Annotated in this window: 17 protein-coding genes, 2 tRNA genes and 7 pseudogenes; 19 read left to right on the top strand and 7 right to left on the bottom strand. The window is 72.5% G+C overall.

Going from position 1 to position 22,119, the window contains the following annotated elements:
• Positions 1-53 precede the first annotated feature (53 nt).
• Positions 54-1,454 carry an MFS transporter gene (locus UK82_RS08950; protein ID WP_055406870.1) on the top strand — a complete coding sequence of 467 codons (1,401 nt, stop codon included), beginning with the start codon at positions 54-56 and terminating at the stop codon, positions 1,452-1,454.
• Between the two features lie 34 nt (positions 1,455-1,488).
• Here UK82_RS08950 and UK82_RS08945 read toward each other — a convergent pair whose 3' ends face one another.
• Entirely contained in the window at positions 1,489-2,901 is a 1,413-nt protein-coding gene (locus tag UK82_RS08945) for a PLP-dependent aminotransferase family protein (protein ID WP_044882914.1), read from the bottom strand.
• 74 nt (positions 2,902-2,975) lie between these two features.
• On the opposite strand from UK82_RS08945, the gene UK82_RS33595 reads away from it, so the two are divergent.
• From UK82_RS33595 to UK82_RS08935, 3 genes are all read left to right on the top strand, one after another.
• The gene (locus UK82_RS33595) at positions 2,976-3,152 is read left to right on the top strand and encodes a hypothetical protein (RefSeq protein WP_157866954.1); all 177 of its coding nucleotides are present in this window, start codon (positions 2,976-2,978) and stop codon (positions 3,150-3,152) included.
• Positions 3,153-3,484: 332 nt separating this feature from the next.
• Positions 3,485-4,732 (top strand): glycosyltransferase family 4 protein, encoded by a 1,248-nt coding sequence (locus UK82_RS08940; protein ID WP_044882915.1) that lies wholly within the window; start codon positions 3,485-3,487, stop codon positions 4,730-4,732.
• Between the two features lie 39 nt (positions 4,733-4,771).
• Positions 4,772-5,743 (top strand): dihydroorotate oxidase, encoded by a 972-nt coding sequence (locus UK82_RS08935; protein ID WP_055406869.1) that lies wholly within the window; start codon positions 4,772-4,774, stop codon positions 5,741-5,743.
• Between the two features lie 91 nt (positions 5,744-5,834).
• Here the strand turns inward: UK82_RS08935 and UK82_RS08930 are convergent, their stop codons facing one another.
• Positions 5,835-6,395 carry a DUF3291 domain-containing protein gene (locus UK82_RS08930; protein WP_055406868.1) on the bottom strand — a complete coding sequence of 187 codons (561 nt, stop codon included), beginning with the start codon at positions 6,393-6,395 and terminating at the stop codon, positions 5,835-5,837.
• A 49-nt stretch (positions 6,396-6,444) separates the two neighbouring features.
• Entirely contained in the window at positions 6,445-7,275 is an 831-nt protein-coding gene (locus UK82_RS08925) for a L,D-transpeptidase (protein WP_236705689.1), read from the bottom strand.
• Positions 7,276-7,670: 395 nt separating this feature from the next.
• Here UK82_RS08925 and UK82_RS08920 point away from each other — a divergent pair, with 395 nt between their 5' ends.
• Positions 7,671-8,015 (top strand): peptidylprolyl isomerase, encoded by a 345-nt coding sequence (locus UK82_RS08920; RefSeq protein ID WP_236705688.1) that lies wholly within the window; start codon positions 7,671-7,673, stop codon positions 8,013-8,015.
• Positions 8,016-8,263: 248 nt separating this feature from the next.
• On the opposite strand, the gene UK82_RS08915 is transcribed toward UK82_RS08920, so the two are convergent.
• Positions 8,264-10,210 (bottom strand): class I SAM-dependent methyltransferase, encoded by a 1,947-nt coding sequence (locus tag UK82_RS08915; RefSeq protein WP_044883041.1) that lies wholly within the window; start codon positions 10,208-10,210, stop codon positions 8,264-8,266.
• Positions 10,211-10,611: 401 nt separating this feature from the next.
• Positions 10,612-10,682: transfer RNA gene (locus UK82_RS08910), tRNA-Gly, on the bottom strand.
• Between the two features lie 47 nt (positions 10,683-10,729).
• On the opposite strand from UK82_RS08910, the gene UK82_RS08905 reads away from it, so the two are divergent.
• The 9 genes and pseudogenes from UK82_RS08905 (at position 10,730) to clpX (ending at position 15,703) form a co-directional block, all read left to right on the top strand.
• Positions 10,730-10,802, top strand: a tRNA-Pro gene (locus UK82_RS08905).
• 55 nt (positions 10,803-10,857) lie between these two features.
• A pseudogene (locus tag UK82_RS36710) lies at positions 10,858-11,242 on the top strand (trigger factor); the annotation flags it as partial.
• 1 nt (position 11,243) lies between these two features.
• A pseudogene (locus UK82_RS36705) lies at positions 11,244-11,733 on the top strand (trigger factor); the annotation flags it as partial.
• A gap of 1 nt (position 11,734) precedes the next feature.
• A pseudogene (locus UK82_RS36700) lies at positions 11,735-12,321 on the top strand (trigger factor); the annotation flags it as partial.
• A gap of 279 nt (positions 12,322-12,600) precedes the next feature.
• Positions 12,601-12,928, top strand: a pseudogene (locus UK82_RS36695) (ATP-dependent Clp protease proteolytic subunit); the annotation flags it as partial.
• Position 12,929: 1 nt separating this feature from the next.
• Positions 12,930-13,242, top strand: a 313-nt coding sequence (locus tag UK82_RS36690; protein ID WP_236705687.1) for an ATP-dependent Clp protease proteolytic subunit, incomplete at its 5' end; no start/stop codon positions are given.
• 82 nt (positions 13,243-13,324) lie between these two features.
• Positions 13,325-13,715 (top strand): annotated as a pseudogene (locus UK82_RS36685) (ATP-dependent Clp protease proteolytic subunit); the annotation flags it as partial.
• Between the two features lie 2 nt (positions 13,716-13,717).
• On the top strand, positions 13,718-13,978 hold a 261-nt coding region (locus tag UK82_RS36680), incomplete at its 5' end, for an ATP-dependent Clp protease proteolytic subunit (RefSeq protein WP_236705686.1).
• A gap of 426 nt (positions 13,979-14,404) precedes the next feature.
• Positions 14,405-15,703, top strand: coding sequence for an ATP-dependent Clp protease ATP-binding subunit ClpX (clpX, locus tag UK82_RS08885; protein ID WP_055406863.1), 1,299 nt, complete (start codon positions 14,405-14,407; stop codon positions 15,701-15,703).
• A gap of 75 nt (positions 15,704-15,778) precedes the next feature.
• Here the strand turns inward: clpX and UK82_RS36675 are convergent.
• Both UK82_RS36675 and UK82_RS08880 read right to left on the bottom strand, forming a co-directional pair.
• Positions 15,779-15,975, bottom strand: a pseudogene (locus UK82_RS36675) (bifunctional folylpolyglutamate synthase/dihydrofolate synthase); the annotation flags it as partial.
• Position 15,976: 1 nt separating this feature from the next.
• Positions 15,977-17,071: folylpolyglutamate synthase/dihydrofolate synthase family protein (locus UK82_RS08880; RefSeq protein ID WP_236705685.1), on the bottom strand; the 1,095-nt coding region annotated here is incomplete at its 3' end.
• Between the two features lie 154 nt (positions 17,072-17,225).
• Between UK82_RS08880 and UK82_RS08875 the strand changes: the two genes are divergently transcribed.
• The 5 genes and pseudogenes from UK82_RS08875 (at position 17,226) to mreC (ending at position 22,114) form a co-directional block, all read left to right on the top strand.
• Positions 17,226-18,683, top strand: coding sequence for a dihydrofolate synthase (locus UK82_RS08875; protein ID WP_044882924.1), 1,458 nt, complete (start codon positions 17,226-17,228; stop codon positions 18,681-18,683).
• Between the two features lie 104 nt (positions 18,684-18,787).
• Complete coding sequence (ndk, locus tag UK82_RS08870) at positions 18,788-19,201, top strand: nucleoside-diphosphate kinase (protein WP_044882925.1); 414 nt, start codon at positions 18,788-18,790, stop codon at positions 19,199-19,201.
• 602 nt (positions 19,202-19,803) lie between these two features.
• Positions 19,804-20,174, top strand: a pseudogene (locus UK82_RS36670) (rod shape-determining protein); the annotation flags it as partial.
• A 1-nt stretch (position 20,175) separates the two neighbouring features.
• A partial coding sequence (locus UK82_RS36665) for a rod shape-determining protein (RefSeq protein WP_236705684.1) occupies positions 20,176-20,835 on the top strand: 660 nt, incomplete at its 5' end.
• A gap of 280 nt (positions 20,836-21,115) precedes the next feature.
• Complete coding sequence (gene mreC / locus UK82_RS08860; RefSeq protein WP_055406861.1) at positions 21,116-22,114, top strand: rod shape-determining protein MreC; 999 nt, start codon at positions 21,116-21,118, stop codon at positions 22,112-22,114.
• The last annotated feature ends 5 nt before the right edge of the window (positions 22,115-22,119 follow it).

Raw genomic sequence — 22,119 nt, 5'->3', positions numbered from 1 at the left:
GTTCGGTCGTATCCACGTTGCCAGGCGCCGCGCCCGCGGGGTAGGACCCAGGGATGGGCAAGACGAGCGAATCGGTGCAGGCGGGCACGTCCCGCCCGGGTCGCCTGCTCGCCGTCCTGACGGCCGCGACGCTGCTGCAGTGGCTCGGTTCCTTCGCCATCGCCCCGCTGCTGCCGCTCTACCTGGCCGACCGGCACATCTCCGCCGCCGGCGTCGGGGTCGTGATGGCCGCGTTCTTCCTCGGGGCGCTGCTGTCGCAGTATGCCGCCGGGCGGGCGGCGGCGGCCCGCGGTCACCGCGGGGTGCTGCTCTCCGGGCTCGCCGCCTACGCTGCCGGCTGCCTCGGCCTGTTCGCCTCGACGGGGGTCGGGATGGACGCAGTCATGCGTGTGCTGCAGGGCGCGGGCGCGGGCGCGTTCGAGGTCGCCGCGCTGACCGCCGTCGCCACGACGGTCGCCCCGGGCACGCAGGGGCGCGCGTTCAGCGCCATCTACACCGGGCAGCTTCTTGGCGTCGCGCTCGGTCCGCTGCTCGGCGGCTTCGCGGGCGAGCACCGGATGGATCTGGTGTTTCTGGGCAGCGGCGCGGCCGCGGTGCTGGCGTCGTTGCCGGTGCTGTGGCTCCTGCCCGCTACCGTCCGCGCCGGATCGGTTCCCGCCGCTTCCACGGTTGCGGCCGCTTCCACGGTTGCGACCGTTTCCCCAGTTGCGACCGATGCCGCGGGGAGCAGCGCCCCGACGGGTCCGGCCGGTGGTGCCCCGCCGGCCCGGCTGCTGCTGCGCCGCGGCGTCCTCGGGCTGTTGCTGGTCGCCGGCTGCGACGGGCTGATCGCTGGCGTCTACGAGACATGCTGGAGCCTGCTGATGGAGCGCGACGGCGCGTCCACCACGCTGATCGGCCTCACCTTCACCCTCTTCGCGTTGCCATACCTCGTCTTCGCCTGGCCCGCCGGCTGGCTCGCCGACCGGTGTGACCGGCGCCGACTGATCGGGGCGACCACGCTCGTCCTGTCGGTGACGGTCGCCAGCTACCCTTTCCTGCACTCGATCCCGCTCATCATCCTGTTGAGCTGCCTGGAGGCGGCGGGCCTCGCCGTCGCCTACCCCGCGGCCCAGTCCCTGCTCGCCCAGGAATGCGCCGCCGGTGACGGCACCGGCCGCGGTCAGGGCCTGTTCGCGACGACACAGACCGCCACGACCGTGTTCGCCGCGCTGGCCTCCGGGGCGCTGTTCGCGGCGGATCCGCGGTTGCCGTTCGTGCTGGCCGCGCTCGCCGCGCTGGTCACCGCCGCCCTGCTGCCGCCGCTATGGCGGGAGGTCGCCGGCACCGTGGCCCAGGTCCAGGCGCGGTCCGCTGCCGGGGGGGCGGGGGTCGGGCCGGGCACGGCGGGCGGGCCGGACACGGGGCGGGAGGCTGCGGGGCGGGAGGCTGCGGCGACGCCCGGCCGGCCGTAGGCCTCGGGTCGGTTCCGCGGGAGGCGCTGGCGGATCAGTTCGCGAACCCGGGCGCCCGTTCGGCCACCGCATGCAGGGCCTCCGCGAGCAGGCTGACGGCGGTCGGGATGTCCTCGGTGCGGATGCCCGCGTAGGACAGGCGAAGGTGGCCCGCCTCCTGTTCGCCGATGGTGAAGAACCGGCCCGGGGCCACCGCCACCCCGAGCCGCCCGGCGCTGGTCGCCACCGCGAGGTCGTCGATTCCACGGGGCAGGCGCAGGAAGAGGTTCACCCCGCCGCGCGGCGGGGCGAAGGAGCATTCGGGCAGCTCACGGGCGAGCGCCGCACCCAGGGCCGCGGCCCGCTCCCGCAGGGCGCCGCCCACCGCCCGGACCTGCGCCGACCAGGCCGGCCCGCTGACCAGCTCGATCGCCGTGTGCTGGACCGGGCGGGCGACGAAGGAGTCGTCGACGATCCGCATGGCCGCGATCCGGCTCATCACCGGCCCGCGGGCGATGACCGCGCCCACCCGCAGGCTCGGGGCGAGCACCTTGGTCAGGGAGAGGATCGTGATGACCTGCCCGTGGTCGTCGTCCTGCCACAGCGGGGGCGGCGGCGTCACGGCGGCGAAGCCGAGCCAGCGGGCGAAGTCGTCCTCGACGATGAACGCCCCGGCCCGCCGGCAGATGTCGAGCACTTCACCGCGGCGCTGCGCCGCGAGCACGCTGCCGTCCGGGTTGGCGTACGTGGGCTGGATGACCAGCAGCCGGGCCGACGTCCGCGCGAACGCGTCGCGCAGCAGCTCGGGCCGGATTCCGTCCCGGTCGCCGGGCACCGGGATGGGGATGTGCCCGGCGCTGCGGGCGACGGCGAGCGCGCCGGGGTAGGTGGGGGTGGCGAACAGGACGGGATGGCCGGCGGGCAGGATCGCGCGGAACGTCGCCGACAGCGCGCCCTGGCTGCCCGGGGTGATCAGCACGTTCTCCGGCTCGGCGCCGATCTGCCGGCCGAACCAGCTCCGCAGCTCCGGGATGCCGGCCGTGGGGGAGCTGGCCCAGGCGTCCGGCCGCCGTGCCGCCCGGCTGGCAGCGGCGGCCAGCCGGGTGTCCGCCCGCAGCCCGGGATCGAGGTAGCCCGCCCCCAGCTGGAAACCCGGGCTGCCCATGAGCTGGAACAGCACGTCGAGGCCGGAGGTCTGCACGGGGCTCGGACCGAGCGCGACCTGCTGCCAGTCGGTGTCGCTGGCCTGGACGGTGCGCCGCGCCGAGACGAACGTGCCCGCGCCGGGCCGGGTCACCAGCCGGCCCTCGGCGACCAGCCGGCCCAGCGCCCGCTGCACGGTCACCGGGCCGACGCCGAGCCGCTGCTGCAGCGTCCGCGTGCTGGGCAGCTTCTCCCCGACGGCCCCGCTGTCCGCGAGCCGGCGAAGCTCCCCCACGACCCGGTCGATACTGCTATCGTTGACCATGACGTTAGACGATAGCGCTATCGTTTGCCGGTCCGCGGTGCTTTCGCGTCTCGACCTTCTCGGGCGGGTCCACGATGCCTGAACTCCTGCTGCTGGGACTGTTCGCGGTGCTGATCGGACTGGCCGCGGTGTTCGGGCCGGATACCCGGGACCGCGGCTACGGCCTGCCCGCCCCGCGTCCCCGCCGCCGGGTGTTGCGGCCGAGCTCTGCTCGCCGGGCAGCCGGCCTCCGGCTGGTGTCGTCTCGCTGATCCGCCGCTGTCCGGCGGGTGCCCGTCACCGTCCGGTAGGTGCTGTGCTGTCCGGGTGGCGTAGTGGCTGTCCAGGTGGTGCTGTGGCTGTCCGGGTGGTGCCGCCTGCGTGTCCGTGTGCCTCCGGTCGGCCCGCAGGGGAAGGCGTTCCGGCCTAGTGGCTTTCTGTTGGGCTGCGTGTCAACGCGCAGGTCAGACCGTGTCCGGGCATCGCTTCTCTTACGTTAAGGTTAAGATNCTCAGCGTTTGCTGATGGCCGAAACCCCTCGTGGCCGCTCGATAAGCTGGCGCTATGGTGAGCCGTCCGGAGTTCGCCGCCGTGGGGGATGGGTATGGAGATCGTCTTCTTGTGCGAGCAGTATCCGCCGATCATTTGGGATGGGGCGGGTGTCTACACGCACGACATCGCTCACGCGTTGGCCGCGCTCGGTCATCAGGTCCATATCCTCTGTGCGCAGGGTCGTCGCCGCACCGACGAGGACCATGACGGCGTCAAGGTGTACCGGCGCCCGTTGCTCCGTTTGCCGGTCAGCAGATATCTGGGCCCGCTGGGGCGGTCGTTTCAGGGGAAGAACTATCCACGAGATTCCCTGTCCCTGCGGGTGGTCCTCGCCGTCTCCTACGCTTTCTGGCTGCGCCGCCTCGGGCTGCACCCCGACGTCATCGAGACCCAGGACGGCGAGACCCGCGGTTTGCGTACCGCGGTGCGCCGCGACGTTCCCCTCGTGATCCACCTGCACACGCCGACGATGATGGACGTCCGCCTGCGCGAGGGTGAGCTGCACGGCCGGGGCGCGCTGGCGGACCGGATCGACCGGTTCTCCGCGCTGCGCGCCGACGCGCGGACGGCCCCGTCCGAGCTGATCGTCACCACTCTGCGTGGCTTCGGTTGGCTGAAGAAGAACACCGACGCCGACGTCATCCCCTACCCGTTCGACCGCTCCCCGTACACCGCCGTGCCGTCGCCGCAGCAGACCGACCCCACGCTGCTCGTCGTCGGCCGGCTCGAATGGCGCAAGGGCCTCGACGTGCTGATCGAAGCCGCCGCGCTGCTCGGGGATCGCGGCGTCAAGCCGACAGTGGTCTTCGCTGGCCAGTCGTCCGGCCTCATCGACGACGTCCCGACCGGCACCTGGCTGGCGCGCCGCGCCGCCGAGCTCGGCGTCACCTGCCGCTTCGCGGGCCACCTCACCCGGCCCGAGCTGGTCAAGGCCTACGAGGAGGCGCGGGCGGTCGTCGTCCCGAGCCGGTTCGAGAGCTTCTCCATCGCCGGCCTGGAGGGGATGGCCTCGGGTCGGCCGGTCGTCGCGACCGCGACCACGGGCGTCGCGACCTGGGTGGCGAAGTGGGAGGGCGGAACGGTCGTCCCGCCGGAGGACGCACCCGCGCTCGCCGACGCGCTGGAGCCCTTCCTCACCGACCCGGAACTCGCCGCCGCCGTGGGCGCCCGCGGCCGGGTCGGCACCGAGGAGCTGGAGCCGAAGCGGATCGCGGCCCTGCGCGTCGCGGTCTACCAGAAGGCCATCGACCGCCACCGGACGCGTCGCCGCTTCGGTAGGAGGCCGGCGGCCGTTGCCTGACCGGCGGGTGCCGCGGCGCCGGCCCCTAGGCTGGCGGGCATGAGTGCTCTGGCGGGCGTCGCCCTGGAACACCCGGTCATGAACGCGGCAGGCACGTGCAAGTCGGTGAGGGACGTCGACGTCTTCGCCCGGTCCGCGGTCGCGGCGATCGTCGTCGGCTCGATCACCCGCCAGCCGCGGACCGGCAACGCTGGCAACGTCTACTGGCCCGGTCGGGTCTACTCGATCAACGCGCTCGGGTTGCCCAACCGCGGCCTGGACTACTACGGTGCCCATCTGCCCGGGATGGTCGAGCGGGCGCACGAGGCGGGCAAGCCGCTGATCGTCAGCGTCGCCGGGTTCGACGTCGGGGAGTACCGGGAGCTCGCCGAGGTCGTCGCCCAGGCCGGCGTCGACCTCATCGAGCTCAACCTGGCCTGCCCGAACGTCTGGGACGGCGGCGCCCAGAAGCGCATCGCCTGCTTCGACCCCGGCCAGACCGCGGCGATCTGCACCGCGGTCGGCGACGCACTGCTCGCGCGGGCCGGCGGTGATCCGGCCGGCCGCGTTCCCTATGGCGTCAAGATCTCGCCGTTCTCCGACCCGGCGGCTCTCGCCGAGCTCGCCGCGGTGCTCGCCGAGCTCGCCGGGCGGCCCGGCGGTCCGCGCTTCGTCACCGCGGTGAACACCTTCCCCAACGCCCTGGTCATCGACGCCGACCACCGTCCCGTCGTCGACGTGGAGCTGGCCGGGATGAGTGGCCTTGCGCTCAAACCGGTCGGTCTCGGCCAGGTGCGCCAGCTACGCCGGCTGCTGCCGGACACCGTCGACATCGTCGGGGTCGGGGGGGTCGGCGAGGGACGGGACGTCGCCGAGTACCTGCAGGCGGGGGCTGCGGCCGTGCAGGCGGCGACGGCGTTCTGGAACCGCGGTGAGGATCCGTCGGTGTTCGGGTCGATCCTCGCCGGCTGGATCGACGCGGGTGGGATCGACGCCGGTGGGATCGACCACGTGGACTCGGCGGTCCACTGACCCGCGCGGCGGGCCCGGCTCGTCACGCACCGTCGATGAGTCCGTGGCCCCGACGCGCGCGGCGGCCGTGACCTCGGTGCGGTGAGCGGACTCAGCCGCCGGCGGCCAGACTTCTCGGCACCTCGACGTCGGCGGGACTCGCGGGCTCGGCGGCCGGCTCTGGACCACTTCCCGGCACCAGGGAGATCCGCCGATCCGGCGGGGGAAACGTCAGCCGGAAGGTGAACGCGGTCGCGGTCGGCCCGTGCGTGCGCAGGTGCCGGACCCGCTCCTCGGCCTCCGGCGTGCCGGGCCGGTGCCCGGCGGGCACCCACCACAGGGCGTTGGTGGCCCGGGCGGTCGGATGGAACCACTCCCGCCGGCGCCGCAGGAACGCGCCCTGATCGTGGCGGAAGACGAAGTCGGCGAGCGCGTCCGCCGACTCCCACACCGTCAGGTTCACGATGACGGTGAGGTCGGTCTCGGCGTCGAGCCGGAACGTGTGCACGGCCGCAGCGCCCTGCGCGGGTTGTAGCCGCCAGACGAAGCCGGGCTGCCCGTCGCCGAGGTCGTTCACCGGCGCGAGGCCGGCCAGGATGTCATCCGGCGCGGGGGAGTCGAGCGGGGCGAGTACCCGGGCGATGTTCACCTGGGCCAGATGGTAACCCGTCATGAAAGTAGCCTAGGGACGTCGCCCCGCATCCGCCAGGAATGACGCGCCATCACCCCCTGATGGAGATCGGTGTGCCGATGGGGAGGATTCCCGCCAGTTTTTCGATGTCGGCGTTGCGTAGCCGGATGCAGCCATGGCTGGCGTCCGTCCCGACCAGGTCGGGGCGGTTCGTGCCGTGCAGCCCGATGATCCCGTTGGCGCCGTTGAACTGGGTAATCACGTCCGAGAAGCCCGACAGACCGAAGGCGTAAGGGCCCCACGGCCCGCTCGGATCCGCGGGTCGCAGCAGTTCGGTGAGGTAGAACCGGCCGGACGGCGTGGGGGTGCCGCCGGTTCCGATGCCCACCGGGAGGCGGGCGATGACCGCGCCGTCCCGCAGCACGGTGAGCCGATGCGTGGAGCGGTCGACCTGCAGGTCGTAGGGGGTCTCGGTGACCCGGGTGTCCTCGGCCCGCAGCCATCCCCGCGACCCGTTGGGCCGGACGGGCAACTGGACCAGCAGCCAGCGAGCCCGGCGTTCCTCCACCGCGAACACCAGCGGCACGCCCTCCCGGTTGGGGTTGGCGAGCTGGCCCCGCGGGGCATCGGTGTCCGGGGTTGCGAACCAGGTGATCTCGGGTACCACGGCCTGCGCGACGAGGTGCCGCCTCTTCGCGGGGCCGGCGGTGCCGGTACCGGCCGGGGAAGGCGTCGCTCGGGTCTGCGGCGCCGGGGCGGCGGGGCGCGTCGGCGTGACCCGACCGGAACAGGCGCCGAGTAGGCAGCCCGCGGCCAGTAGCGGCGTAGCCAGGAGCAGGAGGCCGGCCGGGCCGGGGGTGCGGCGCCGAGGCGTCCGACCGAGGCTTGCCGCCGGCGGGCGGGTCGTGTCGGTGCTGCGCATCCAAACCTCCTTGGTCATACGTCGATTACCCTATGTAGTTTCAGGGGGGTGTGCCGGCGCCGGCCGGGAGGGCGCTGAGACGGCCGCCGACCATTCCCGGCGGACCGGGGCAGGCCAGATCCATCCCGGCGGATGGCCGCGTCGCCCCCGGCGCGCACCCCTACGGGCGCGACGGTGCGCCGCGGGGCCGATGCATCGAAATATCTTCCCGGTGATTCTCCGGTCATTTTCCGGGGCGCGCGAGAATGTGGGAGGAAACGTGAAAAAAGCCGAGGGTGGGCGGCTGGATTTGCAGTCCACGACGGGCCGGATACGCTTTCCCGCGACCTTAGTTGGTTGCTTTTCCGAAACCGTAGGGGAGAACTGTGCGGAGATCAATGAGGACCCGGGCGGCAGTGGTCGCGCTGTCGAGCATGGCGACCATTTTCGTCGCGCTGGGACCAGCGGCTTCGAGCGCCTGGGCGTCCGACGGCGGGGACACGGTCAAGCAGGCTCAGAACTGGGGCGGCGACGACTGGCACAAGGACGGCTGGCGCAAGGACGACTGGCGCAAGGACGACAAGCGCAAGGACGACTGGTTCGATGACGACTGGTTCGGCGACAAGGGCAAGAACGATTGGCGCAAGGACGACTGGTTCGGCGACAAGGACGGCTGGCACAAGGACGGCTGGCGCAAGGACGACTGGTTCAAGGACGACAAGCGCAAGGACCGGTGGAAGGACGACGGCTGGGACTGGTGACTGAGCCGTCGCACCGGTTGCTCCGGTCGGTGGGGCGCCCACCGTGCAGACGGTGAGCTGATCGCACCCCGGTGACCTGCCTGCCGGCGATGGTGCCGGTCGTCAACGTTGACGACCGGCACCATCGGGCCGGCGTCCGGTCCTCCGGGCGACGTTCACTCCGCCCGGGATCGCGGCATCGGCACGATGCCCACGAACCCGGGCGGAGTGGCTCGGACCCGAGCGGAGCCGGTCTCCGCGCTGCACGGCTAGAGCCGGCGGGCGAGGATCCGGTAGGCGTTCGCGCGCGAGCCCGACGTCAGGTAGGGCCGGCTCACCTCGTCCAGAACCAGACCGCCCGCGAAGGCCGGCACCAGCGCCGCCGCGGTCAGGGCCCGCGCGGCCCACGCCCGGCGGGGAACCGCGGCGGTGCGCCAGGCGGCCGACGGCGACGGCGCGAGCCGTTGCAGCAGGCCGTACAGGGCCATCACCGGGTCACCCTTCTGGTGCACCTCGCCGAAGCGGGTCTCCTGCACGGCGAAGCCACGTTCCTGCAGCGCCACGGCCACGTTGGCGGCGGGCATCAGGTGCTGGTGCTGCGGGATCAGCCAGCCCGGCCACAGCGCGCCGTACAGCCGAGCCGCCGGACTGTCCGGATTCGGCACCTCGATGAGCAGATGACCGCCCGGTTCCAGCACGGCCGCAGCCGCGTCCAGCTCGGCCCGCGGATCCCTCGTGTGCTCCAGGTAATGGAACATGCTGATGACGTCGTAGCGCCCCTTGACCTCGGCGGCGAGTTCGGGGAAGAAACCGCGGTAGGCGTGGTCCACCCAGCGCCGCCGGGCGGCCTCCTCGATGCCGGCGCCGATGTCCAGGGCGTCGAACCGGGTGCCCGGCCAGACGGTTCTCGCCACATTGCAGAAATGCCCGTGGCCGCCCCCTACGTCCAGCCAGTTCCGGGGAGTCGGAATGGCCTGGCGGGCGCGGTCGAGGTAGGGCTCCGGGCTGAACCCGAACACCTCCTCCAGTGCCGTCGCGCCGAGCCCGTCGTAGAAGTCCCGGTAATAGAACTCCAGCCCGGCGAGGGACAGCCGCGGATTCTGGAAGACATGGCCACAGCTCGCGCACCGGTCGTACCGGAACTCTCCCGGCTTGCCCTGCGCCACGTCGCGGCCGAGCAGGCGCGCGCTGAGCTCGCCGCCGCCGCACCACGGGCACGTGTTGCGCGGCCGCTCGAAGAAGCGGTCGAGCCCGCCGGCGAGGTCCGCCCGGTAGCCGGCGCGCCGGCGGGCGAGCTCGGCCGGGTTCGGCCGCCTGGGCGAGGGGCCGCCAACCGGCGCGGCCGCGGCGGTTGGTCTGGCCGACGGGTTCGGGGGAGCGCCGAACAGCTCCCGCAGGCGGCCACCCGATCCCCGCAGCTGGGCCGCCGCGGCCCGGCGGCGGGTGAGCGCGCTGCGGCGCAGCGTCCCCGAGGTCACCCGCACCCGGCCCCCACCGACGATCACGGGTTGCAACCAGGACATCCCGAGCGCGGCGAGGGCGGCCGGCGGATTGCTCGCCGCGCCGAGCAGGATCGCGCCGTCACGCAACGCGGGCAGGACGCGTCGGGCGGGCTCCCAGGCGTAGGCGGCCCGTTGGACGGGCAGCCGGGTGGCACCGTCGTCCCGCACCCGCCCGGCCAGCCCGGGCAGGACCGCGAGGTCGGTGCTGGCGGCGGCGTGCCGCTTGCAGACCTGGATCACCGCGACGAGCTCGGCATCGGCGAAGTCGGTGAGCTCCGAGCGTTCGACGAGCCGGGGATCGGCCGCTGCCGGGAGCCCGGTGCGCGCCAGCACCCCGCGATCGACGAGCACCGCCTGGAACGCCCCGCGGCCACGGGCGAGGCGGGCCGCCCGGTAGGTCGCCGGCTCCACCATCCGGGCCAGGTCGAGGACCCGGTGCGCGGCCAGCTCCGCCGGGACGAGGTCGAGCACCTCCAACCCGTGCCGGTGGGCGTGCGCCTCGGCGGCGCGGCGCTGCCCCGGGGTGAGCGCCAGTCCGGGCGCGCAGAGCAGGACATAGGGGGAGCTCCGGGCGGTGCCGGGCGCGGCCTTCTCGCCCGCGTCGATCTCGACCGCTTCGATCACCTCGAGGGCGTGCAGTCGGGCACGCAGCCGGACGGTGTTCAGCCCGATCCCGATCCCGACCGCCACCGGTAGCCAGCCGCGGCGCCTCATCACCATGTGCACTCCTTCGGATGGTCCGGTGGTGGTCACGGGCCGGTGTCGGGGGAAGCTCCCGAAAATACGCCCGGCCATCCGGCGCGCCTCGGCGCGAACCTCGATTGATCCGTCGCCGGACGATGACCGCCGACGTCGTCCCCGGCCACGCGACATGCCGGCCGACATGCCAGCTCGGCATGTCGGTGGGTGCAGGTCGAGCCGAACTCGACGCCGACTCCGGCCGGGCGCGCGGGCGTGATCGTCGCCGATCCGGTGCGGGGGTCTCACGGGCGGGGGATCCGACCTCGGACACCCGCATGTGGGTGGGTTGGTGTGGATCCCGGGTTCCGCCGTTCGCCGCGGCGCAGGGCGCCTGACGCAACGCCGACCACCACCGGGGCGGGGGAGAGGTGAAGAGCGGGTGACCGGGATCGAACCGGCATGGCCAGCTTGGAAGGCTGGGGCTCTGCCATTGAGCTACACCCGCGAGGTGATCGATGCGAGCTTACCCCGTAGGATAAGCGGGCAACGCCTCGGGGCGTAGCGTAGTGGCTAGCGCGCCTGCTTTGGGTGCAGGAGATCGGGAGTTCGAGTCTCCCCGCCCCGACCGATAGCCTCGGCGCGTCATCCCGTCCAACGTCGTACCAGGAGACCGCCGCGCCGTGAAGGCCACCAAGGAGACCCTCAGCCCGACCCGGGTCAAGCTCACCGTCGAGGTGCCCTTCGACGAGCTCAAGCCCTCGCTCGACGCCACCTACCGCAAGCTGGCCCGCCAGGTCCGCGTCTCCGGCTTCCGGCCGGGCAAGGTTCCGCCGCGGATCCTCGACCAGCGCCTCGGTCGCGGCGTGATCCTGGACGAGGCGGTCCAGGAGGCGCTGCCGCAGCTCTACTCCGAGGCCGTGCAGGCCGAGGAGGTCGACGTGCTGTCGCGCCCCGAGGTGGACATCACCGAGTTCGCCGACGGCGGCCAGCTCGTGTTCACCGCCGAGGTGGACGTCCGTCCCGAGGTGGTGCTGCCGGAGTTCGCCGACCTGTCGGTCACGGTGGNCGCCGTCGAGGTCACCGACGAGCAGGTCGAGGAGCAGCTCGGCGCGCTACGCGACCGGTTCGCCCAGCTTCAGCCGGTCGAGCGGGCGGTGCAGACGGGCGACTTCGTCTCGCTCGATCTGTCCGCGCAGGCCGACGGCAAGCCGATCGAGGGCGCCGAGGCGACGGGGCTGTCCTACGAGGTCGGCAGCGGCAACCTCATCGAGGGCCTGGACGAGGCGATCATCGGTGCCGCCGACGGCGAGTCCCGCACGTTCACCACGGAGCTGCTGGCGGGGGAGCAGGCGGGCGAGCAGGCCGAGGTGACCGCGACGGTGCGCGGGGTCAAGGAGAAGGAGCTCCCCGCCCTCGACGACGACTTCGCCACCACCGCCAGCGAGTTCGACACGCTCGACGACCTGCGCGCCGACGTGCGCAGCCGGTTGGAGCAGTCGCGGCGTACCGAGCAGGTCGGGCAGGCCCGGGAGAAGCTGCTGGAAAGCCTGCTGGAGNGGGTCGAGGTGCCCGTCCCGGACTCCCTGCTCGAGGGCGAGATCGAGGCTCGGGAGCACCGCCTGTCCCACGAGCTGGAGAACATCGGCACTGACCGCGCGACCTACCTGGAGACGCTCGGCCAGTCCGCCGAGGAGTTCGACGCCGAGGTCCGCGAGACCGCGGGCAAGGCGATCCGCTCCCAGTTCATCCTCGACGCGGTCATCGACGCCGAGTCGATCGGCATCGACCAGGGCGAGCTCATGGAGCAGGTGATCTACCGCGCCCAGCGCTCGGGCCTGCAGCCCGACGTCTATGCCCAGCAGCTTGCCCAGGGTGAGGGGCTGCAGGCGCTGATGGCCGACGTCCTGCGGACCAAGGCGCTGTTCCTGTTGCTGGAGAACGCCAAGGTCGTCGACGGGGAGGGCAACCCGGTGGAGCTCGCGCTCCCGGCCCGCCCGGCGCCGGACGCCGACGAGGACGACGATCACGAGGGCCACGACCACGAGGGCCACGACCACGACCACGTCGGCGGCGATGCTGCGGCGGAGCCGGTCGAGACACCGGCCGTGACCGCGGCGGCCGACAGCGGGGACCGCGACATCTGACCTCGCGGCAGGCCTGGGTGGGGGGGCGGCTCGCGCCGCACCGATCTCGGCTCTCCAGACGGCCCCCGGACTCGGTCCGGGGGCCGTCTGGCGTTGCCTGCGGGCCCTCAGAGGATCCCTGCCCGGAGGCCGGCGCACGGTGTCGCGCGGGCGTCCGGACTGGCCGGTCCTCACGCCCAGCGCGAACATCGAGCCTGAAGGGCATGAACTTGCGCGTGTCACAGATAGTGTCGAGCCGGTCAATCAGCCGCCCCATGTGAGGAAGCCGAGGAGCTGACCGTGAGTAACCTCGCAGTTCCGCGCCTACCAGTTCCGGGTCCGGAGCTCCGTTCGCCCGGCCAGGGTGGACCCGCCTTCGACGACCAGGTGTTCAACCGCCTGCTGGCCAACCGGATCGTCTTCCTCGGATCGGTGGTCGAGGACTCGATCGCCAACGCGATCTGCGCGCAGCTACTGCTGCTCAACGCGGAGGACCCGACCCGGGACATCTTCCTCTACATCAACTCGCCGGGTGGGTCCGTGAGCGCCGGCATGGCGATCTACGACACCATGCAGTTCGTCGAGAACGATGTCGCGACCGTGTCCCTCGGCCTCGCCGCGTCGATGGNCCAGTTCCTGCTCTGCGCCGGGGCGCCGGGCAAGCGCTACTCGTTGCCGCACGCGCGGATCATGATGCACCAGCCGTCGGGAGGGATCGGGGGCACCGCCTCCGACATCGCCATCCAGGCGGAGCAGATGCTCTACACCAAGCGGATGATGCAGGAGCGCATCGCGTTCCACACCGGGCAGCCGATCGAGCAGATCGAGCGCGACTCCGACCGGGACCGGTGGTTCACCGCGGAGGAGGCCAAGGACTACGGGTTCGTCGACCACGTGGTCCAGCAGGCTCGCCAGGTTCCCAGCGAGGGGCCGGTGAGCTGAGCGGGCAGCCCGCTCACCGGACCGAACCCGTCATCCGTCCCCGGAGGCAGCCATCATGTTCCACGAGACGCGCTACCAGCAGATGAGGTCTGAGCAGGCCCGCCAGGCCGCCGGCCAGCCGCAGGGCCGCTACGTCCTGCCGAACATCATCGAGAAGACCTCCCGCGGCGAGTACGGCATGGACCCGTACTCGAAGCTGCTCAAGGAGCGGATCGTCTTTCTCGGCGTGCAGATCGACGATGTGTCGGCGAACGACGTGATGGCGCAGTTGCTGTTCCTGGAGTCGGAGGATCCGGACCGGGACATCTCGATCTACATCAACTCGCCGGGTGGGTCGTTCACGTCGTTGACGGCGATCTACGACACGATGCAGTTCGTGCGGCCGGACATCTCGACGATCTGCATGGGGCAGGCGGCGTCGGCGGCGGCGGTGCTGCTGGCGGCGGGGACGCCGGGCAAGCGGTTCGCGCTGGNNAACAGCCGGATCCTGATCCATCAGCCGTCGGCGCAGGGGGAGGGCCAGTCCAGCGACATCGAGATCCAGGCCCGCGAGATCCTGCGGATGCGGTCGCTGCTGGAGCGGATGCTTGCCACCCACACCGGCAGGAAGGAAGAGGACATCCGCAAGGACATCGAGCGGGACAAGATCTTCAGCGCCGACGAGGCCAAGGAGTACGGCCTGATCGACGAGGTCATCAAGACCCGCAAGTCCTCGCGGCTCGCCACGACGCGCTAGCGGCGGGTCCCGGACGCGTGCCGGACGAGGGGCGCTCACCGGACTCCCGGCGCGGGCCGGGGCGCCGGTCGGGCGCCTCGCGCGCCCAGCGGCCGACGCCTCGCGCGGCACGATGCCGCGCGAGGTCGGCGGCGTGGCGCGGGGCCATCGGGGGCCGGTTCGCGCGACGCGCCGACGGGTCGAATGCGGTCAGCTTCCTGACGTCCGTGACGCGTTGGCCTTATGGGACTGCGCGGACGCGCGAGGACGGCCATGGTGACCGTAGGCTGACCGGTATGAGCCGAGCGATAGGGCACTCACCGGGCCGCTCGGCGGGGTACCGTCCCCACGGGGATGGTTGCAGGCAGACACGCGACGACCGGGCGGTGTCAACCGCCCCTGACACGCAGGCGACACCATCGTCTGGACGAAGGGACTGAGTCCTCGGTGGCACGCATCGGTGATGGCGGTGACCTGCTCAAGTGCTCGTTCTGCGGTAAGTCGCAGAAGCAGGTGAAAAAGCTCATCGCCGGCCCTGGCGTCTATATCTGTGACGAGTGCATCGATCTGTGTAATGAGATCATCGAGGAGGAGCTCTCCGAGTCCTCCGAGCTGAAGTGGGACGAGCTCCCCAAGCCCCGCGAGATCTACGAGTTCCTCGACAGCTACGTCGTGGGGCAGGAGACGGCGAAGAAGACCCTCTCCGTCGCGGTCTACAACCACTACAAGCGGGTGCAGGCCGGCGGCTCGGGCGGGGGCGGCGGCGCCGAGGGCGGCAAGGTCGAGGTCGAGCTCGCCAAGAGCAACATCCTGCTGCTCGGGCCGACCGGGTGCGGCAAGACGCTGCTGGCCCAGACCCTGGCACGGATGCTCAACGTCCCGTTCGCCATCGCCGACGCGACCGCGCTGACCGAGGCGGGCTACGTCGGCGAGGACGTCGAGAACATTCTGCTCAAGCTGATCCAGGCCGCCGACTACGACGTCAAAAAGGCCGAAACCGGGATTATCTATATCGACGAGGTCGACAAGATCGCCCGTAAGTCGGAGAATCCCAGCATCACCCGGGACGTGTCCGGCGAGGGCGTCCAGCAGGCCCTGCTGAAGATCCTGGAGGGCACCACCGCGAGCGTGCCGCCGCAGGGCGGCCGCAAGCATCCGCACCAGGAGTTCATCCAGATCGACACGACGAACGTCCTGTTCATCGTGGGCGGGGCCTTCGCCGGGCTGGACCGGATCATCGAGTCGCGGATCGGCAAGAAGTCGCTGGGCTTCCGCGCCGTGCTGCACGGCAAGGACGACCCGGACGCCTCCGACGTGTTCGGCGACATCATGCCCGAGGACCTGCTCAAGTACGGCATGATCCCGGAGTTCATCGGCCGGCTGCCGGTCATCACCAGCGTGTCCAACCTGGACCGCGAGGCGCTGATCCGGATCCTCACCGAGCCGAAGAACGCCCTGGTCCGGCAGTACAAGCGGCTGTTCGAGCTGGACAGCGTCGATCTCGACTTCACCTCCGACGCGCTGGAGGCCATCGCCGACCAGGCGATCCTGCGCGGCACCGGCGCCCGCGGCCTGCGGGCGATCATGGAGGAGGTGCTGCTGTCGGTGATGTACGACATTCCGAGTCGCAAGGACGTCGCTCGAGTCGTCGTCACCCGCGAGGTCGTCCTGGAGCACGTCAACCCCACGCTCGTGCCGCGGGACGTCGCCTCGAAGCGGGCGCCCCGCCAGGAGAAGTCGGCCTGAGGCCGCAGCCGGGCCGGGGCGGGACGGGACTCCAGCGCCCGCCCCGCCCCGTCCCGGCTCCGGATCAGCGCGCGATCACCCCGCCAGCGCCCGCCGAGCCTCGGTGAGGTGGTAGAACGACCCGGTCACCAGGATCGCGCCGGTCGTCCCCGCCCGTCGCCGGGCGAGCCGCACCGCGGCCGCGACCCCGGGGGCGCTCTGCGCGGGGATCGCCCACCGCCGCGCCGCCCCGGCGACCTGCTCGGCCGGGATCGCCCGCGGGGACGCCGGTTNGCAGCAGATCAGCGAGTCGATCCGCTGCGCGCGCAGCTCCGCCAGGGTGGCGGCGAAGTCGTGGCCGCGTAGTGCGCCGTAGACGACCGTCCAGCTCCGGTCCGGGAACTCCTCGGCGAGCGAGCGGGCCAGCGCCGCCGCCGCCGCCGGATTGTGGGCGCCGTCGAGCACGCACAGGGGCGCCGCCCCGACGATTTCCAGCCGGCCTGGCGCCCGCACCGACCCGAGCCCTGCCCGGACCGCCTCCTCGGGCAACGGACGACCGAGGAAAGCCTCCACCGCCGCCAGCGCGCACGCGGCGTTGGCCTCCTGGTAGGCGCCGTGTAGCGACAGAAGGACGTCGTCGTAGCGGGCGGCGGGGGTGCGCAGATCCCCGCGGCGCCCGGCGGGGTCGGGGCGTCCGCCGGCCATGGCGAAGTCCCGGCCCAGGCGCAGGACCCGGGCCGCCGGCGTCCGGGTGAAGACGTCGTCGAAGCGGGCGTCGACCTCGCCGAGCACGAGATCCGCACCGGGCTTGACGATGCCGGCCTTCTCCCGGGCCACCCCGGCCAGGCTCCCCGCGTAGTCCAGATGGTCCGCGCCGATGCCGGTGACGACCGCGACGCGGCCGTCGGCGATGTTCGTGGCGTCCCACCGGCCGAGCAGCCCGACCTCGACCACCGCGGCATCGACGGCCCGGTCGGCGAACCAGTGGAACGCCGCGGCCGTCAGCAGCTCGAAGAAGGTCGGGCGGTCCGCCATCGGCGCGGCCGCGTCCACCGCCGCGCCGACGCAGCGGGCGAACTCGCTGTCGTCGATCGGCCGGCCGTCGACGACCAGCCGCTCGTTCGTCCGCTCCAGGTGCGGACTGGTGTACTGGCCGACGCGCAGGCCCGCGGCGCCGAGCAGGGCCGAGGTGATCCGCGCCGTCGACGTCTTCCCGTTCGTGCCGGTCAGATGGATCATCGCGCCCCGGTTCTGCGGGTCGCCGAGCCGGCGGGCCAGCTCCCGCATCCGGTCCAGGCTCGGCACCGGCGGCTCGGCCGTGATCGCCTGCTTCTCCAGGTCCACCGAGCTGGCCAGGGCGGCGCATGCCGCCTCATAGGTCCACGTCACCTGCTGTTCCCGCCTCCTTCACCCGCGCTCGACAGTAGCGACCCGCGCAACCCGGACGAGTCGGCCGTGCGGCCGGCGCCGGTCGACGGGCAGGTCGGTGGGCCGCCGGGGTGCCCGGGGACCGCCGGTCGTCCGGACTCGTAGGATCGGGGCCGTGACAGGCGCCGCGGCGAACGCCGGCACCACCTCGACGTCCGGCGATGCCGCCTGGGCGGGTCCTGCGCCGTTTGCGGCCGCGTACGCGCAGCGCGCCGCCGTCGCGGTACCACCGGGACTGGCGCGGCTGCGCCGCCTGCTGGATCTGCTCGGTCAGCCGCAGCGGGCCTTCCCCAGCATCGTGGTCGCGGGGTCCGTCGGGAAGAGCTCCACCGTGGCCGCCATCACCGTGCTGCTCGACTCGTTCGGCATCCGCGCGGGCTCCCTGCGGTCGCCTGGCTGGCTCGGCAGCGCCCAGCAGGTGGGTCTGGCCGGTGCGGCGATCTCGCCCGACGTGCTCGAGGCGGCCTTCGACGACATCGCGCCGTACCTGCCGCTGATCGAGGATGACGGCCCGCTGAGCGCCTTCGAGCTGCTCACCGCCGTGGCCTTCGCCGCGTTCGCGGACGCCCCGGTCGACGTGGCCGTCGTCGAGTCGGGCTGGGACGGTTCCGCGGAGCTCGGCGACCTGGCCGACCTGCTCGACGCGCCGGTGGCCGCGATCACCCCGGTGACGGTCGCCGGCGCGGACGGCGTCGCCGGGGTGAGCCCGCTCGACGCCTTCGACGCCGCCGACGCCGTTGACGCCGCCGTGCTCGCCGGGGACACCGACGCCGCCGAGGCGCAGCTCGCCCGGATCGCCGCGCCGGTCGGCTCGGCCATCCGGGCGGACACCCTCGTCGTGCTCGCCCAGCAGGCCCTGCCGGCCGCGCAGGCGCTGCTGCGGCGGGCCGCCGGCAGCGGGGCGACGGTGGCGCGGGAGGGCATGGAGTTCGGCGTGCTCGGCCGCCGCATCGCCGTCGGCGGGCAGATGATCACACTGAAGGGGCTCGGTGGCACGTACGACGAGCTCTTCCTGCCCCTGCACGGCGCCCATCAGGCGCACGCCGCCGCCGTCGCGCTCGCCGCCGTCGAGGCGTTCCTGGGCGGCGGTCGCAGCGCCCTCGATCTCGACGTGGTCCGGGCGGGCCTTGCCCAGGTGGACGCCCGGGGCCGGCTGGAGGTCGTGCGCCGCTCACCGACGATCGTGCTCGACGTCGCCCAGGACCCCCTCGGTGCGGCGGCCCTCGCGGGCGCGCTCGACGAGGCGTTCAGCTTCGACGTGCTCGTCGGCGTGGTCGCCGTCGAGGGCGACGAGACGCTCGCCGCCCGGATCCTGGCCGCGCTCGAGCCGGTCCTCGCCACCGTGGTCGTCACGACCGGGGCGACGGCGGCGGCGCTGGGCGTCGACGACCTCGCGGCCGTGGCGACGGGCGTGTTCGGCGCCGACCGGGTCGAGGTCGCCCCCCGGCTCGACGACGCGGTCGACGACGCGGTCCGGCTCGCCGAGGAGGACGCCGACCTGGGCGGAGCCGGGGTGCTGGTGACTGGTTCGGCCCCCGTTGTGGGTCGGGCGCGGGCGTTGCTGCGGTCCTGAGTTGGCCCGGTTCGGCCATGGTGATGGCGCGGGCACCCTGTAAGTTGACACCGGGCCCGCGGGCCCGTCGAGGACGACGATGTCGATGATCGAGAAGGAGTACCGTGTCCGCCGAGCGCACCCTCATCCTGGTCAAGCCCGATGGCGTCAGCCGTGGCCTCGTCGGTGAGGTGGTCGGCCGGCTGGAGCGCAAGGGGCTCACCCTGGTGGCCCTGGAGCTGCGCACGCTGGAGCGCTCCGTCGCCGAGACGCACTACGGCGAGCACGCCAGCAAGCCCTTCTTCGGTGAGCTGGTCGACTTCATCATCTCCGGCCCGCTGGTCGCGCTGGTCGCCGAGGGCCCGCGGGCCGTCGAGGCGTCGCGTGGGCTGATCGGCGCCACCGACCCGGTGAAGGCCGCCCCCGGCTCGCTGCGCGGCGACTACGCGCTGGAGATCGGCCAGAACCTCGTGCACGGCTCCGACTCGCCGGAGTCCGCCAAGCGCGAGATCGACCTGTTCTTCCCCGGCCTGAGCTGACCTGCGTGGGCTCGTCAGTCCCCAGCCGTCCGACGGGTGCGGACTGACGGGCGCCCATCCTTACTGGCACGGATGGGTGAGTGGTCGCGGCGTGGTCCCGGGCGGACCGGACCACGCCGTGCGCTCACCGGATTCGGGTGAGTTCCCGGGCGCCGCGCGGCCCGGGGCGTACTCGCCCGCGGAGCCGTGAACCGGAGTCCGCCGATCGCGGCCGGCCATTTTGTGCCTGCATCGCGTCCTTGGCCGTCCGTCGAGGCCTCGTTGAGGCGCGTTGCGTACCGGGACTGTTACCCATTGATGCCCGCTGGGTCGATCTGACCCAAGGGTGACACGAGCCGCCTCGCGACCGGCCGGGGCGGCGGGGGGCTGCCCGGCGGTCTACCCTTCAAGTACTTGCCCGGAGCGTGTCCGGTGGGTCGCAGTGACCGGCTGTGACGGTTGGTTGCTGCGATCGTTTCCGCGTGGGGCGCTCCGGGTCGTCCTGCCCGATCTACGAACCCTGTACGTGTTCCACGCGCTTCTCCGGCTCCCTGGCTGGCCGTGCCGTCGGTCGCGCCGGAGGCGGCCAGGACCGCATCCCCCGGGAAGGTCGGTACCCGACGATGTCCAGTTCGCTGTCGTTCCTCGGTCGTGACATGGCCGTCGATCTCGGTACCGCCAACACCCTGGTGTACGTGCGCGGCCGAGGGATCGTCCTCAACGAGCCGAGCGTGGTCGCCATCAACACCACGACCTCGGGCATCCTCGCGGTCGGCACCGACGCCAAGCGGATGATCGGCCGAACTCCCGGGAACGTGGTGGCCGTGCGTCCGTTGAAGGACGGCGTCATCGCCGACTTCGAGACGACCGAGCGGATGCTGCGGTACTTCATCCAGAAGGTGCACCGGCGACGCCACTTCGCCAAGCCGCGGTTGGTGGTCTGCGTGCCGTCGGGGATCACCGGGGTGGAGCAGCGAGCCGTCAAGGACGCCGGNTACCAGGCCGGCGCCCGCAAGGTGTACATCATCGAGGAGCCGATGGCCGCCGCGATCGGCGCGGGCCTGCCGGTGCACGAGCCGACCGGCAACATGGTCGTCGACATCGGCGGCGGGACGACCGAGGTCGCCGTGATCTCGCTGGGGGGCATCGTCACCAGCCAGTCGATCCGCACCGCCGGCGACGAGCTGGACGTCGCGATCATCTCCTACGTGAAGAAGGAGTACTCGCTGATGCTCGGCGAGCGCACCGCCGAGGAGATCAAGATGGCGATCGGCTCGGCGCACAAGGTGCCCGACGAGCCCAGCGCGGAGATCCGCGGGCGCGACCTCGTCACCGGCCTGCCGAAGACGATAGTGGTGACCGCGGAGGAGATCCGCAAGGCGATCGAGGAGCCGGTCAACGCCGTGATCGACGCGGTGAAGGTGACGCTGGACCGCTGCCCGCCGGAGTTGTCCGGCGACATCATGGACCGCGGCATCGTCCTGACCGGTGGCGGTGCCCTGCTGCGCGGGCTCGATGAGCGGCTGCGGCACGAGACCGGCATGCCCATCCACATCGCCGAGAACCCGCTGCACTCGGTGGCCATGGGCTCGGGCAAGTGCGTCGAGGAGTTCGAGGCGCTCCAGCAGGTACTGATCTCGGAGCCGCGGCGGTAGCGCGCCGCGGCCGCAACCCCCGGCGCGCCCGTTCCCGGGCGCTGTCCGGGACGTTCCCACCGGTGGGGAATTTCGTGTCAGATCCGGGAACGTCGTGGCGATGTGGATCGTCCGACCTCAGCGACGGACCGTGCGCGGCGGCCGGCTCCGGCCGGCGCCACCGGCCCGTCGCCACCCGGCCGGTGCCGTGCCCGCTCCGCGGTGAGCGGGCAGGTGCCCCGTGCCGCCCGGCGCCTGCCGTGCGGCGGCGCGGGGCCTGAGAGCTTGTTCGGAGGCTGCAGTGGGGCGTGACACGAGGCGATCCCGCCTGGTGATCGTCGCCCTGCTCATCGTCGCCTTCACCCTGATCACCCTCGACTACAAGACCGGCCGCTCCGCCAGCGGAGCCCGCGGTGTCGTGCACTCGGTCCTCGGCGGTGTCGAGGACGGCGTGACCGCGGTGACCCGGCCGATCGGCCGGACCGCCTCGTCGCTGGCCCACCCGAACCGTTACCACGACCGCGCCGACCGGCTGGCCCAGGAGAACGCCGGGCTGCGTCGACAGCTCGCCGACAACGCCGAGATCGGCCGGATGTCCAAGCAGCTCGGCGATCTGCGGCTGATCGCGGACAAGGGCCAGTACTCGATCGTGCCGGCCAAGGTCATCGCGGTCGGCGACGTGAGCGGCACGGACTGGACCGTCACCATCAACGCGGGCCGGGACGACGGCGTCGACGTCGACAAGACCGTCCTCAACGCCGACGGGCTCGTCGGCACGGTCTCCTCGGCCACGGCACACACCGCCGTGGTCCGCCTCGCCTGCGACCCGGGCAGCCGGGTCGGCGCCCGGCTGGAACGCACCCAGCTGCTCGGCGCCGTGGCCGGCGGCCAGGGGCCGAGCGCGTTGACCTTCACCCTGTACGACGCCTCCTACCGGGTGCAGAAGGGCGACCGGTTGGTGACCTTCGGCAGCATGGACTACGTCGCCGGCGTGCCGATCGGCGTCGTCACCAAGGTCACCGATGTCGGCGGGCTGTCCCGGACGGCGGAGGTCAAGCCGTACGTGTCGGTCGGGACGCTCGACCTTGTCGGCGTGGTCGTCGGCCGGCCGGCGGCAGACCCGGGCGACCGCCTGCTGGCGCCGCAGCCGGTGCCGACCCAGCCGGCGCCGACCCAGCCGGCCGCCCCCGGCACCGCCACTCCCGGCACCGCCACTCCCGGCACCGCCACTCCCGGCACCGCCACTCCCGGCACGACCACCTCCGGCACGATCGGCGCCGGTCAGGGCGGGACGGGCTGAGCCGG

The sequence above is a fragment of the Frankia sp. ACN1ag genome (assembly GCF_001414035.1).
Classification (GTDB): domain Bacteria; phylum Actinomycetota; class Actinomycetes; order Frankiales; family Frankiaceae; genus Frankia; species Frankia torreyi.
This window is presented reverse-complemented; position numbering and strand designations above follow the sequence as displayed.